At 72.0% G+C, this 13,171-nt stretch carries 14 protein-coding genes; 8 read left to right on the top strand and 6 right to left on the bottom strand.

Annotated features, from left to right (window positions below):
- Nucleotides 1–320 precede the first annotated feature (320 nt).
- From NUT86_RS32065 to NUT86_RS32045, 5 genes are all read left to right on the top strand, one after another.
- Nucleotides 321–1,064, top strand: coding sequence for a hypothetical protein (locus tag NUT86_RS32065; protein WP_274738761.1), 744 nt, complete (start codon nucleotides 321–323; stop codon nucleotides 1,062–1,064).
- Nucleotides 1,061–1,225: a hypothetical protein gene (locus NUT86_RS32060; protein WP_159485416.1), complete on the top strand. Its 165-nt coding sequence runs from the start codon at nucleotides 1,061–1,063 to the stop codon at nucleotides 1,223–1,225. The genes NUT86_RS32065 and NUT86_RS32060 overlap by 4 nt, the downstream gene beginning before the upstream one ends.
- An 88-nt stretch (nucleotides 1,226–1,313) precedes the next feature.
- On the top strand, nucleotides 1,314–1,841 hold the full coding sequence (locus NUT86_RS32055; protein WP_274738759.1) for a GNAT family N-acetyltransferase: 528 nt from the start codon (nucleotides 1,314–1,316) through the stop codon (nucleotides 1,839–1,841).
- Between the two features lie 164 nt (nucleotides 1,842–2,005).
- Complete coding sequence (locus tag NUT86_RS32050; protein ID WP_018089120.1) at nucleotides 2,006–2,386, top strand: MmcQ/YjbR family DNA-binding protein; 381 nt, start codon at nucleotides 2,006–2,008, stop codon at nucleotides 2,384–2,386.
- A gap of 18 nt (nucleotides 2,387–2,404) precedes the next feature.
- Nucleotides 2,405–2,539 (top strand): hypothetical protein, encoded by a 135-nt coding sequence (locus tag NUT86_RS32045; RefSeq protein ID WP_274738757.1) that lies wholly within the window; start codon nucleotides 2,405–2,407, stop codon nucleotides 2,537–2,539.
- A 31-nt stretch (nucleotides 2,540–2,570) separates the two neighbouring features.
- On the opposite strand, the gene NUT86_RS32040 is transcribed toward NUT86_RS32045, so the two are convergent.
- On the bottom strand, nucleotides 2,571–4,211 hold the full coding sequence (locus tag NUT86_RS32040) for an AMP-binding protein (RefSeq protein WP_159485420.1): 1,641 nt from the start codon (nucleotides 4,209–4,211) through the stop codon (nucleotides 2,571–2,573).
- Nucleotides 4,208–5,911, bottom strand: a complete 1,704-nt coding sequence (locus NUT86_RS32035; protein ID WP_274738755.1) for an AMP-binding protein — start codon at nucleotides 5,909–5,911, stop codon at nucleotides 4,208–4,210. Before NUT86_RS32035 ends, NUT86_RS32040 begins: the two co-directional genes overlap by 4 nt.
- Nucleotides 5,912–6,004: 93 nt before the next feature.
- Between NUT86_RS32035 and NUT86_RS32030 the strand changes: the two genes are divergently transcribed.
- A complete protein-coding gene (locus NUT86_RS32030; RefSeq protein WP_266443338.1) occupies nucleotides 6,005–6,880 on the top strand; it encodes a helix-turn-helix transcriptional regulator in 876 nt (291 codons plus the stop codon).
- A gap of 158 nt (nucleotides 6,881–7,038) precedes the next feature.
- Here NUT86_RS32030 and NUT86_RS32025 read toward each other — a convergent pair whose 3' ends face one another.
- Nucleotides 7,039–7,335: a hypothetical protein gene (locus NUT86_RS32025; RefSeq protein WP_159485426.1), complete on the bottom strand. Its 297-nt coding sequence runs from the start codon at nucleotides 7,333–7,335 to the stop codon at nucleotides 7,039–7,041.
- A gap of 403 nt (nucleotides 7,336–7,738) precedes the next feature.
- On the opposite strand from NUT86_RS32025, the gene NUT86_RS32020 reads away from it, so the two are divergent.
- On the top strand, nucleotides 7,739–8,302 hold the full coding sequence (locus NUT86_RS32020; RefSeq protein ID WP_274738751.1) for a GNAT family N-acetyltransferase: 564 nt from the start codon (nucleotides 7,739–7,741) through the stop codon (nucleotides 8,300–8,302).
- 89 nt (nucleotides 8,303–8,391) lie between these two features.
- Here NUT86_RS32020 and NUT86_RS32015 read toward each other — a convergent pair whose 3' ends face one another.
- Nucleotides 8,392–9,651, bottom strand: coding sequence for a GNAT family N-acetyltransferase (locus tag NUT86_RS32015; RefSeq protein WP_274738749.1), 1,260 nt, complete (start codon nucleotides 9,649–9,651; stop codon nucleotides 8,392–8,394).
- Between the two features lie 117 nt (nucleotides 9,652–9,768).
- Nucleotides 9,769–10,218, bottom strand: coding sequence for a winged helix-turn-helix transcriptional regulator (locus tag NUT86_RS32010; RefSeq protein WP_274738747.1), 450 nt, complete (start codon nucleotides 10,216–10,218; stop codon nucleotides 9,769–9,771).
- 93 nt (nucleotides 10,219–10,311) lie between these two features.
- On the opposite strand from NUT86_RS32010, the gene NUT86_RS32005 reads away from it, so the two are divergent.
- Nucleotides 10,312–11,763, top strand: a complete 1,452-nt coding sequence (locus NUT86_RS32005) for an MFS transporter (protein WP_274738746.1) — start codon at nucleotides 10,312–10,314, stop codon at nucleotides 11,761–11,763.
- A gap of 114 nt (nucleotides 11,764–11,877) precedes the next feature.
- Here the strand turns inward: NUT86_RS32005 and NUT86_RS32000 are convergent, their stop codons facing one another.
- A complete protein-coding gene (locus NUT86_RS32000; protein ID WP_274738745.1) occupies nucleotides 11,878–13,149 on the bottom strand; it encodes an XdhC family protein in 1,272 nt (423 codons plus the stop codon).
- Between the last annotated feature and the right edge of the window lie 22 nt (nucleotides 13,150–13,171).

Below are 13,171 nucleotides of genomic sequence, written 5' to 3'. Positions count from 1 at the left end.
GCGGAGCCCGCCTCCTCCCCCCAGTCTCCGTCCGGCGGTGCGATGTCCTGTCGCGCCCGATTGCCCGCGCTGCCGGACGGAAACCACTGCAGGGCCCGGCATCCGTACGGTCACGGACGCCGGGCCCTGTGCGATGTCACCCGTACGAGAACGATCCCTGTGCGCCGCGATGCGCTCCCTCCGTGCACCGTGGCTCCCCGGCGTTCTCCCCCGCCTGGGACTCTCCGCCCCAATTCGGCCCCCGCCGACCGGTTTTGGAGGGACCATGGAGCCAGCAGCAGATCCGACCTGTCTGCCGCCCGACCTGCCAGGAGCCGACCATGGCCGAGAGCGTGCCGGTGCGGTGCCCCACGTGCCGCCGCGAGAACGCCTTCACCCCGCCCACCTTCCCGTGCGCCTGCGGTGCCCCGCTCACCCTGTCCGTACTGCGCGGCGGGGTACCCGTCGAGATACTGCACCGCACCTGGCAGGCCTCCTGGGTGGAGGTGCGCTGTGAGGTCTGCGGACGTCAGGACGAGTGGCCGGCGCCGGAGTCCGGCTGCGCCTGCGGCACGGTAGTCCGGGTCCCGGTCGCTCCGGCGCCCCCTCTGCCGCCGCCGAACTTCCCCTCGTCCGGCCGCCCCGCGCCGAGGCCCGCACCACCGCCCGCCGCCGACCCTCCGCGCGCCGTCCTGCGGCCCGCGTTCCGCCCGGTCACGATCCGCACGGCCCGCGACTGTGTCACCGCCGCCGAGCAGTATCTGAAGTGGCTGGGCTACGCCGATGCCGCACGGACCCGGGAGCGCACCGCCTCCGGAGTGGATCTGCGCGGGACGGGTGTGGTCGCCCAGGTCGACCCGACCACCCACGCCACCAAGCTGCGCGAGATCGAATGCGTCTGGCTCAACGGCCTCAACGACTCGGCCGTCGCGGTCTTCTTCTCCCTCGCCGGCTACGCCCGCGACGCCCGTGCCCGCGCCGACGAACTGCACATCCCGCTGTTCGTCATGGACCTCACGGGCACCCCGCAGCCGGTCAACGACCCGGCCGACGAACTGATCAAGTACGGCGCGGCGGGACGGTGACCGGGCCGTCCGCGGCCGCCGTCGTCAGCCGTCCCGGCTGGGTAGCCGAAACCCGCACCGGTCTGCGCCTCGATCCGTCCGACGGCACCCCCGCCGCCGAAGTGGCCCGCGAGTACGTCGCGCACCTCGACGCCCGCGCGTCGGACGGCCGGCTGCGGTGAGCCTCCGGGCGTCACCGCCCACGAGCAGCCCACCGGCCGCCCACGGAAACCGCTCGCCCCCGCCCCCGGAACCCGCGACACTGACCTCGTGATCATCCAGGTACCCGCCCTCGACGAACTGCCCGCGCTGCGCGCCATCGAGCGGGCGGCAGGGGAGCCCTTCCGCGCGCTCGATATGGCCTCGGTCGCCGACGACGAGCCGCCCTCACCGGAGCAGTTGACGGAGTTCCAGCGGGCGGGGCGGGTGCTGGCCGCGTACGAGGAACCAGGACCCGGCCGAGAGGGCCGCCGCCCGGTCGGCTATCTGCTCTGGGAGCCGGTCGACGGCTGCACCCATATCGAGCAGGTGTCGGTCCACCCGGACCGGGCCCACCGCCGCATCGGCCGGGCGCTCATCGACCGGGCGGAGCGGGACGGCGGCCCGGTCCCGCTGACCCTGACCACCTTCACCGAGGTGCCGTGGAACGCGCCGTATTACGCCCGTATCGGATTCCGGATCCTCCCCGAGGCCGAACTCACCCCGGGACTACGGGCGATCCGCGCCCATGAGGCGGCCCTGGGACTCGACCGCTGGCCACGGACCGGGATGCGCCGGGAGCCCGGCTGGTCCGGCTGATCCGGCCGGTCCGGTTCACGGCCGTGAAGCAGCGCGTTCGCCGGAGGCACACGTCTGCCGGCGTCTCTGCCGCCACGTCCGGACCGCGCACCGCCGCTGCGGTGAAACCGCGGCCGTGCGGGCCCACCGCGGCCTCGGCCCCCCCGCCCCGCGAGAATGGCAGGATGATCGACGCGAACACCCTGCGGGCCGTCTGCCTGGACTTCAATGGCGCGGCCGAGGAATTCCCCTTCCCGCGACACCCGGATGTGTCGACGTTCAAGGTCGGCGGCAAGATCTTCGCGCTGACCACGCTGACGGACGCCCCGCTCACCGTGAGCCTCAAGTGCGAGCCGGAGCTGGCGGAGCGGCTGCGAGCGGCGCACCCCGAGGTGGTGCCGGGCTATCACCTCAACAAGCGGCACTGGAACACCGTTTCCCTGGACGGCGGCCTTCCCGACCGGCTCGTGCTGGACATGATCGAGGACTCGTACGACCTCGTGGTCGCCTCGCTTCCCAAGGCCCAGCGCCTGTTGCTCGACTGGCCGGGAGAGCGGCGGGCCTGACCACCGGCGGCGTAGGGCGTGTCCGCCGACCCGCTCTGGCCGCCCCGCCTCTCCGATCTGCTCGCACCGTGGCGGGGCGCGGCCGGCCCCGCCACGGCGCCCGGGCCGGTCGCCCTGGGGTACGTCCCGCAGGGGGCGGCGCGGCCGCGCTGAGCACCCCGCGCCCGGCACCCCGGGCGCGGGATCACTGCGGCACCCGCCCCAGCTCCCTCGCCAGCCGCTCGCGCAGTTCGACCTTGCGGACCTTGCCGCTGACGGTCATCGGGAAGGCGTCGAGCACCTCCAGGTAGCGCGGCACCTTGTAATGCGCGAGCCGGGAGCGGCAGTAGCGAGCCAACTCGTCGCGGGTGAGCGGGTCTTCGGGGTCGCGGAGGATGACGCAGGCGGCGATCTCCTCGCCGTACTTCTCGTCGGGGACGCCGACGACCTGGACATCGGCGATCTTGGGGTGGGAGTAGAGGAACTCCTCGATCTCGCGCGGGTAGACGTTCTCACCGCCCCTGATGATCATGTCCTTGATGCGGCCGACGATCCGGACGTAGCCGTCGTCGTTCATCACCGCGAGATCGCCGGTGTGCATCCACCGGGCCGCGTCGATGGCCTCGGCGGTGCGCTCGGGGTCCTCCCAGTAGCCGAGCATCACGCTGTAGCCGCGGGTGCACAGCTCCCCGGGGGTGCCGCGGGGCACGGTCACCCCGCTCGTCGGATCGGCCACCTTCACCTCGATGTGCGGCAGCACCCGGCCGACGGTCGCGGTGCGGTGGGCGAGGTCGTCGTCACGGCGGGTCTGGGTGGAGACCGGTGAGGTCTCGGTCATGCCGTAGCAGATGGAGACCTCGGTCATATGCATCTCGGCGACCACCCGCTTCATCACCTCCTCGGGGCACGGCGAGCCCGCCATGATGCCGGTACGGAGGGAGGAGAGGTCGTAGGAGGCGAAGTCGGGGTGGTTGAGCTCGGCGATGAACATGGTGGGGACGCCGTAGAGGGAGGTGCAGCGTTCGTCCTGGACGGCCCGCAGGGTGGTGGCGGCGTCGAAGGCGGGGGCCGGGATGACGATGCAGGCGCCGTGCGAGGTGCTGCCGAGGTTGCCCATGACCATGCCGAAGCAGTGGTAGAAGGGCACCGGCAGACACACCCGGTCCTGTTCGGTGTAGGCGAGGGTTTCGCCGACCCAGTAGCCGTTGTTGAGGATGTTGTGGTGGGAGAGGGTGGCCCCCTTGGGGAAGCCGGTGGTGCCCGAGGTGTACTGGATGTTGACCGGGTCGTCGGCGGTGAGCGCCTTTTCGCCGTCGGTGAGCCGGTGCTGCGGGACGGTGGCGCCGGCGGCCAGCAGCCCGCCCCAGGTCGGATCGTCGATGTAGACCACCTCGCGCAGCGCCGGGCTCTCGGCGCGTACCTGCTCGATCATCCGGCGGTAGTCGCTGGTCCTGTGGTGGGTCGCGGAGACCAGGAGGCTGATGCCGGCCTGCCGCAGGACATAGGCCAACTCGTGTACGCCGTAGGCGGGGTTGACATTGACGAGTATCGCCCCGATCCGCGCGGTGGCGTACTGGACGAGGACCCATTCGGCGCAGTTGGGTGCCCAGATGCCGACCCGGTCGCCCTTGGAGACGCCCTTGGCGAGCAGACCGAGCGCCACCTCGTCGACCGCACGGCCCAGTTCGGTGTAGGTCCAGCGGCGGCCGCTCTCCACCTCGACCAGCGCCTCGCGCTCGCCGAACCGGGCGATGGCGCGGGCCAGATCGGTGCCGATGGTGTGGCCGAGCAGCGGTCGCCCGGAGGCCCCGCAGGCGTACGACAGCTCCTGGTGCTGCTGGCTCATCGGTGGTTCTCCTCCCAGTACTCGGCACCGCCGTCGCCCTGCGCGGTGCGCTCGCGCAGCTCGATACGGCGGATCTTGCCGGAAACGGTCTTCGGCAGGTCGGCGAACTCCAGCCGCCGGATGCGCTTGTAGGGGGCCAGGACCGCGCGGGAGTGCTCGAAGATCAGCTTTGCGGTCTCCGGGCCGGGCGACCATCCGGCTGCCAGCACCACATACGCCTTGGGGACGGCCAGCCGCAACGGGTCAGGGGCCGGCACCACTGCGGCCTCGGCGACCGCCTCGTGCTCCAGCAGGGCGCTCTCCAGCTCGAACGGGGAGATCTTGTAGTCGGACGCCTTGAAGACATCGTCGGCGCGCCCGACATAGGTGATCCAGCCGTCGCGGTCGCGGATGCCGATGTCGCCGGTGCGGTAGTAGCCGTCGGCCATCGCCTCCGCGGTGCGTACCGGGTCCCCGTGGTAGCCGGTCATCAGGCCGACCGGCCGGGCGGAGAGGTCGAGGGCGATCTCCCCCTCGTCGGCCGGGGCGCCGCTGACCGGGTCGAGAAGGACGACGTCGAAGCCGGGGGTGGGGCGGCCCATGGAGCCCGGCTTGACGGTCTGGCCGGGGGTGTTGGCCACCTGGACGGCGGTCTCGGTCTGCCCGAAGCCGTCCCGGATGGTGACGCCCCAGGACTGCCGCACCTGCTCGATGATCTCCGGGTTGAGCGGTTCACCGGCCGCGACGATCTCCCGCGGCGGATGGCGGAGGGCGGACAGATCGGCCTGGATGAGCATCCGCCAGACGGTCGGCGGGGCGCAGAAGCTGGTGACCTGGGCCCGGTCCATCTCCGCCATCAGCCGGGCCGCGTCGAAGCGGGTGTAGTTGTGGATGAAGACGGTGGCCTCGGCGTTCCAGGGCGCGAAGAGATTGGACCAGGCGTGCTTGGCCCATCCGGGCGAGGAGATGTTCAGATGCACATCGCCGGGCCGCAGACCGATCCAGTACATCGTCGCGAGATGGCCGATGGGGTACGAGGAATGGGTGTGCTCGACGAGCTTGGGGCGGGCGGTGGTGCCCGAGGTGAAGTAGAGCATCAGGGCGTCGTCCGCCCGGGTCGGGCCGCTCGGCTCGAAGGTCTCGGGGCTGTCGTAGGCCTCCTCGTACGCCAGCCAGCCGTCCGGCGCACCGCCGACCGCGATCCGGGTGTAGTCGCCGGGCACATCGGCGAACTTGGCGGTGTCCGCGGCGCGCACGATGACATGCCGGGCCCGGCCGCGGTCGATCCGGTCGGCGAGATCGGCGGGGCCGAGCAGCGGGGTCGCGGGGATGACGACGGCGCGCAGCTTCATCGCGGCCAGTGCGGTCTCCCACAGCTCCGCCTGGTTGCCGAGCATCATGACGATGCGGTCGCCGGCCCGTACCCCGTTGGCGGACAGCCAGTTGGCGGCCTGGTCGGAGCGGCGGCGCATCGCGTCGAAGCTCAGCTTCGTCTCGCTGCCGTCCTCCTCGACGAGGTGCAGCGCGGTGCGGTCGTTGCCGTGGGCGAGGGTGTCGAACCAGTCCAGAGCCCAGTTGAAGCGCTCCGGACGGGGCCAGCGGAACGCCGTACGGGCCGCGTCATAGTCCTCCCGGTGCCGCAGCAGCAGGTCCCGCGCCGCCCGGAACTCCTCGGTGGCGTCCGGTGCGCGCCCCGTCGCCCCGGCTTCCGTGTCCGTCATATGTCCTCCTCATTGCCGCACCGCTACCTGCCATCGTGTAATCAGTGGCGCAGGTCTCACCACCCCCGAACGGGGGGAAGCGGAGGTTTCGGCGTGCGGCTCGACCCGGGAGCGAACGAGGCGGTGGACGTACGGGCGGCGCTGTCGCGGCTGCGGCGGGCCGGCGGCCTGCCGGTGGCGTTCGGCGGTCTGCTGGCCGGTGCGGGGCGCTACCGCATCAATGAGCTGGCCGGTACGGAGACCGCGGTGCTGCGCGGCCTGGACATCGTGCAGGGCAACGGGCTGGGCGGGAAGGCCGTGGCGCTGTCCCGGCCACTCGCGGTGACCGACTACAGCACGTCCTCAGTGATCAGCCATGAGTACGACGCCGCGGTGGCCGCGGAGGGGCTCCGGTCGGTGCTCGCGGTGCCGGTGATCGTCCGGCGGCGGGTGCGCGGGGTGCTGTACGGGGCGCTGCGCCGCCCCGTACGGCTCGGCGACCGGACGGTGTCGGCGGCCATGGAGGCGGCACGGGAGCTGGAACAGGCGCTCCTGCTCCAGGACGAGGCGGCGCAGCTGCTGTCGCTGGCCCTCCCCCGAGCTCTTCATGAGCAGGGGGGACCCCCATCGACCGCCGGCGACCCGGCGCGCTGGGAGGAGGTCCGGGAGGCGCACGGCGAACTCCGCGGGCTGGCACAGCGGGTCGGTGATCCCCTGCTGCGGCAGGAACTGCTGGCGGCGTGCGGACGACTCGCGGCGGCCTCCTCACGACGGCCCGGCGCGGAAGGTGACGCCCCTGCCCTGTCGCCCCGAGAGGTGGATGTACTGACCTGCGTGGCATCGGGCGCGACGAACGCGGAGGTGGCGGAGCGTCTGGGTCTGCGCCCGGAAACCGTGAAGAGCTATCTCCGCTCCGCCATGCGGAAGTTGGGCGCCCACACCCGCCTCCAAGCAGTGATCGCGGCACGCCGGGCGGGGGCGTTGCCGTAGGGCGGGGCGGCACGGCTTCGTCCGGCTGGCGACGCCCGGGCGCCCGGCCCTCCCCAACTGCGGCCGCCCAGGACTCAGATCCCGGAGCCTGCACATGGCGCATATGAGGCCCACGAGCGAGCCCGGTCAGCTCTACTCTCGGGGGGTTGCGTGCAGCATCACGTCACAATCAACCGGTAGACCACCGCACAACTGGCCACCAGCAGAACGACAATGACCCATGCGGCCTCGGCCCGGGCCAGACCCTTTCTGATGGCGCCTACGCACTCGACCAAAGCGATCACTGAGGCCAGCAAGCCGATGCCGCCGACCACCGCGGCGGTCACATATGCCCACGCCTGGTCACCCAGAGTGTGCAACAGCAGCAGGGCGACAGCGAGCGGGACCACTGGCCAGGCATCGCCTCGGACAGAGGCCTTGGTCTCAGACCGTGCTGGATACGAACTGTCGCTCATGTCTTCCTTGGGTGTTTTGGAGGTGCAATGTTGATGAAGCAGTTTCATACAGGAGCGCGGCCGGCGGAACAGTGAATCCCGCCAGCCGCTGATCACCTGCGGTGGCATTGCACCGGCTGACTCACAGGCCGATGAAGTCCCGCATGGCCGAGGAGATCTCGTAGACCGATGCACCGACCTCGATCGCCTTGCGGACGAGCCACGGCACGTACTCTTCGTATGCCTTCTTGAAGGCCTCGAAGCCGCCTCGGACAGGGCGGCACTCGTTAACGCACCCTGCTCAGCGATGTGCACGTCGGCGGCCGAGGTGACCGCACGATGGGTGTCCACGCCCCCGTCTCCCCGCGGCGCCCCCCGGGCCAATTCCCTTGCCGCCCCGCCGTCGTCCGGACATCATCGCCCCATGATCGATGCCACCGCACTCGCCGAGAAGCCGGTACTCACCGGCGTCCGGATCCGTCTCGTACCGCTGGCGATACGGCATGCGGCCGCCTTTCATGCCGCGTGCCAGGACCCGGAGACGCGTCGGCTGACCGGTACCCACCATGACTTCACACTGGCGGAGTTGGAGGCATGGTGCGCCGGCAGCGCCGGGCGGGCGGACCGTCTGGACCTGGCCATCGAGGACCGGGAAAGCGGTGACTTCCTGGGTGAACTCGCGCTGAGCCAGATCGATCCGCCGAACGCCCACGGGAGCTTCCGGATCGCCCTCGTCCCGGAGGCCACCGGCCGCGGTGTCGGCAGCGAGGCGACCCGGCTGCTGCTCGGCTACGCCTTCGACCGGGTGGGCCTGCACCGCGTCCAGCTGGAGGTCTACGACTACAACCCGCGTGCCCGGCGGGCGTACGAGAAGTGCGGCTTCGAGGTGGAGGGCCGGATGCGGGAGGCGCTGTTCTGGGACGGCGCGTGGCATGACGTGCTGGTGATGGCGGTGCTGCGGCCGGGGTGGGGCGGGGGCGCGGGCTGAGGACCGGGTCGTAGATGGGTCGGGGGCGGTCCCACCCGACGGCCCCGGCCCGCCGCAGGCAGACGCCCCGGCCGGCCCGCGCCCACCGGTCAGTCATTGCCCCCGGTGAAGGGCAGCCACTCGGTCTCCAGCGCGGCGTCCAAGCGGCGGACCGCGCCCGGGGTGTGCTCGGTGACCAGCCCGGCGTGGACGAAGCGGCGCAGAGGCGTACCACCGAGGTAGGAGGAGGCCAACTCCCGTACGTCCAGGGAGAGATCGGGTGCGGCGTCGGTGGGCAGCCAGGTGGCGCCGTCGGGGTCGGCGGTCAGCCGGAAGCGGCCCGCGTTGGCCGGTAGCGCGGTGTCGCGCAGATCGAGGACGAGGTCGACGGGAGCCGCCCAGGAACGGGCAGTCAGCGCGGCCCGGACGTCCACGAGCCGGATCCACATGGAGGGTTCCTGGCCGGTGACGCGTACCTGGTCGCGGTCGGCGACGAGGTGCAGGAGCGGGTCGTCGGCGGGGCGGGCCTGGATCCGTACCGTCGAGGTGAGGTCGATCGAGGCGAGGTAGGACCACAGGGCGGCGGCGGCCGGTGCGGTATCCGCCTCCAGTTCCTCGACGAGGACCGCTCCGGGCCGGTCCTCGCCTCCGCCGCGGGTGCGGTAGACCGCATAGCCGGCGGGCACTTCACCGGAGGCGCCGAGCACCACCACCCGCACCGCGCCGAAGCCGTCCCGGTCATCGCCGCCGCGCGCCCCGTCGAGGTCCAGCACATGGTCGCGCCACCACGCCGCGTCGCGGGTGAAGCGGCCGGCGCGCTGCGGCAGCGTGGCGTCGTAGCGCGGTGCGAGCAGGGCGGGCGCGTCCGCCGGGTCGATCAGCCGCAGCGGGCGGCTGTCGGGGGTGACACGCAGGGCGAGCGGGCGCGAGGAGTCGATCTCGATGCGGTACGACTCGGTGGCGGCGCCGAAGCCGAAGCGGCCGTAGATGCCGCTCTCGGACGCCCAGAGACAGGACACCGGCCGCCCCTCGGCGGCACAGCGGCGCCAGAGCTCGTCCATCATCGAGGTGAGGACTCCGCGGCGCCGATGGGTGGGCGCAACCGAGACGAAGTCCAGTGCCGCACAAGGGAGTTGACCACCCGGGACGGAGAGGGTCAGCCGGTGCGCGGCGGCCACCCCGCTCAGCCGCCCGTCGTCATGGGCCCCGATACGGGAGCAGGCCCGCAGCAGCTCCCGGTGGTACGCGCGGGTCTTGTCGGCGGGTTTGAGGTGGAAGGCGAGATAGACCAGGTCCAGGGCCTGGTCGAGGTCGGACTCGGGGATGTCCCGGAGCTCCGTGGTCACACGCGCGTCGTCGTCACTGGTCACCCGGGGACGCTAACGCGGCATCCGGGGAGCTTCATCTGTTTTTGCCGCCGCAGGGGCCGGCCCGGGTCGGCACCCACGACCCGTCCCGCGGCAATCAGCCGTGGAACCGCCGGTCCGTCATGGTGTGCCGGACTCCGTGTCGCGCTCGTCGTAGGCGGCGCGGGCTGCCGCGATTTCCGTCTGGTGTTCCTCGGTCCACGTCACCAGGGCCTGAATGGTGTCGTGCAAGGTGACGCCCAACGGCGTCAACTCGTAATCCACCCGCGGCGGCACGACGGGGTGGACGGTGCGGCGGACGAGCCCGTCACGCTCCAGCTGGCGAAGGGTGACGGTCAGCATCCGCTGGCTGATGCCGTCGATCTCGCGACGGAGTTCGGTGAAGCGCAGCACCCGCCGGTCGAGCAGGGCGATGGCGAGCAGTGACCACTTGTCCGCGACCCGGTCGAGGATCTGGCGGACCTCGCAGCCCTCGCGGACGTCCCACTGGCGCGCGTCGTTGTCGTGGTCGGCGGGGGCGGCCGCCTTGGTTCCCTCGGGGTGTGTCAGTGACTTCGAAGTGCCTTCCATAGCTCTTCACGGTGCCGCACGATGCGGTCAGTAACAAGAGGTAACCGACTGCGTGTCCAGCACCGAGCCCCCCATTGACCGAGGAGCACTGTGATGTCCCGATCCGCGGCACCGTCCTGGGCGTTGCTTCTCGTCCTGTGCGGGGCGGTCTTCCTGGAGGGGCTCGACATCGGCATGCTGAATGTCGCCCTCCCGCCGATCCGCGCCGAACTCGGCCTCGCCACCGGCGAGTTGCAGTGGGTGATGAGCGGCTACGTTCTGGGCTACGGCGGGTTCATGCTGCTGGGCGGGAGGGCCGCCGACCTGTTCGGCCGGCGTCGGATGTTCCTGGTGCCGCTGACCGTGTTCCTGGTCTTCTCCGGGTTGGGCGGGCTGGCGACCGAGGGCTGGATGCTGATCACCGCCCGCTTCGTGACCGGCGTGTGCGCCGCGTTCATGGCGCCGGCCGGGCTGTCGATCATCACCACGAACTTCCCGGCCGGACCGCGCCGCGATCGTGCCCTGCTGGTCTACTCGGGCACTGCGGGCGGTGGCTTCTCGATCGGGCTGGTGGCCGGCGGGCTGCTGACCGCCGCCGACTGGCGCTGGGTGTTCTTCGCCCCGATCGCGCCCGCCCTGCTGGTGCTGCTCGCCGCGCTCCCGCTCGTCCCGAAGGACTCCGCCCCGCGGCAGCCCCGTCCGAGGGTGGATGTGACCGGTGCGATCACCGTCACCGTGGCGGTGCTGCTTCTGGTCATGACCGTGGAACAGGCGGCTCACGCACCGGCGTTACGGACCATGGGGACCCTCGCCGCGGCCCTCGCCCTGCTCGCCGTCTTCGTCACGGTCGAACGGCGGACTCCCACACCCCTGCTCCGTCTGGGCATCCTCCGCTCCCGGCCGCTGGTGCGCGCCGGCGTCATGGGGCTGCTGTTCACCGCCGGATTCTTCGGCTTCCAGTTCCTCGCGGTGCTCTACCTCCAGGAGTTCCGCGGCTGGTCGGCCGCGGAGACCAGCTTTGCGCTGCTGCCGATGGGCGCCGACGCGGTACTGGCGCCGACGCTCACCCCACGCCTCGTACGGCGCTTCGGGCATGCCCGGGTGATCGTCGCCGGCCTGCTGCTCGCCGCGCTCGGCTACGCGTTGTTCCTGCCGGTCGGCGTGGACTGGACCTATGCCGCGATGTTTCCGAGCCTGCTGCTGGTCGGCATCGCCTTCGCGCTGGTCCACGGGCCGCTGGCGATCGTCGCCACGGACCGCGTCGCGTCCTGTGAACAGGGCCTGGCAGGTGGTCTGTTGTACACCTCGGTCCAGTTCGGCGCGGCCCTCGGGCTGTCGGCGGTCACTGCCGTGACCACCGTCGCGGGCGGCGGCGACGTGCCCCTCACACCGCTCGCGGGCTACCGCGCGGGCCTGATCGTCCCCACCGCGGCGGTCGTCATCGCCCTGCTCATCGGGGTGCTGGGGATGCGTGAACGGCGGCCCGGACGTGCGGTACGGAGCGGTCGGCGGGCGAGCGGCTCCAGCGAGCCGGCGGGCACCGGCTCGGTCACCCGGCCGAAGTAGGAGGAGGAAGGCGGCGGGAAGTCGCCTCGGCCGGTCGCGGGCCGGACGGCCGCGGAGACGCTCTCCGCCGCTCCACCGGCCCCGGCGGTCTCAGCCAAGGCCCTGCCAAGGCCCTCACGCCACCGACCCGATCCGCCCCACCGGCCGCCCCGTGTCGTGGTGGATGGGGGTGTGCGCGCCGGTCAGCGGGGCGCCGGTGCCGCCTCGGCGGTTGGCGACGATTTCGGCGGCGATGGACAGGGCGGTCTCCTCCGGGGTGCGGGCGCCGAGGTCGAGTCCGATGGGCGAGCGCAGGCGGTTCAGTTCGAGCTCGGTCAGGCCGACCTCCCGCAGCCGTCGCTGGCGGTCCAGGTGGGTGCGGCGCGAGCCCATCGCGCCGACGTAGGCGACCGGGAGCTTGAGCGCGCGCTCCAGCAGCGGTACATCGAACTTGGCGTCGTGGGTCAGGACGCACAGCACCGTGCGGGAGTCGAGTTGCTGGGCGTCCAGATAGCGGTGCGGCCAGTCGACGACGATCTCGTCGGCGTCGGGGAAGCGGGTCCTGGTGGCGAAGACGGGGCGGGCGTCGCAGACCGTGACGTGGTAGTTGAGGAACTTGCCGACCCTGACCAGCGCGGCGGCGAAGTCGATGGCGCCGAAGACGATCATGCGGGGCGCGGGGACGGATGATTCGACGAGGAGGACGACGGGCTGGCCGCAGCGCGACCCGCTGCGCTGCGCGTCGTTGTCGCTGTCCGCCGGGGCCTGGTCCTCGAAACCGGCCTCCGCTTCCTCCCCGGGTGCGAAGCCCGTGCCGATCTCCAGGCTGGTGGTGCGCCCGGCGTCCAGCAGGGCGCGGGTCTCCTCGACCGCGGTGCGGTCCAGGGCGGGGTGGCCGCCGAGGGTGCCGGTGTGGCTGCCGTCGGCGCGCACCAGCAGGGCGTGGCCGAGGAGTCCGGCGGGGCCCTGGATGACCCGGGCGACCGCCGCCGCCTCTCCTGAGGCCGCGGCGGCCAGCCCGGCGGCGAGCGTGGCGGCGGTGCTGTCCGCCCGCTCCCCCGCGAAGCCGCCGTCGTCGGCGGTCGCGGGGGCGCCCGCCCGGACCGGCTGGACGAGGATGTCGATGACGCCGCCGCAGGTCAGGCCCACGGCGAAGGCATCCTCGTCGCTGTAGCCGAAGCGCTCCAGGACCGGTTCACCGGTCTGCAGCGCCTGTTGGCACAGTTCGTACACCGCCCCCTCCACACATCCGCCGGAGACCGACCCGATCGCCGTGCCGTCACTGTCGACGGCCAGCGCGGCCCCGGGCTGGCGGGGCGCGCTGCCGTTGGTGGCCACCACGGTGGCCACCGCGAACTCACGGCCCTGCTCGACCCACCGGTGCAGCTCTTCGGCGATGTCCAGCATGTCGGTCTCCTCACGGACGGGG

The organism is Streptomyces sp. G7(2002), assembly GCF_028870195.1.
GTDB lineage: Bacteria > Actinomycetota > Actinomycetes > Streptomycetales > Streptomycetaceae > Streptomyces > Streptomyces nigrescens.
This window is presented reverse-complemented; position numbering and strand designations above follow the sequence as displayed.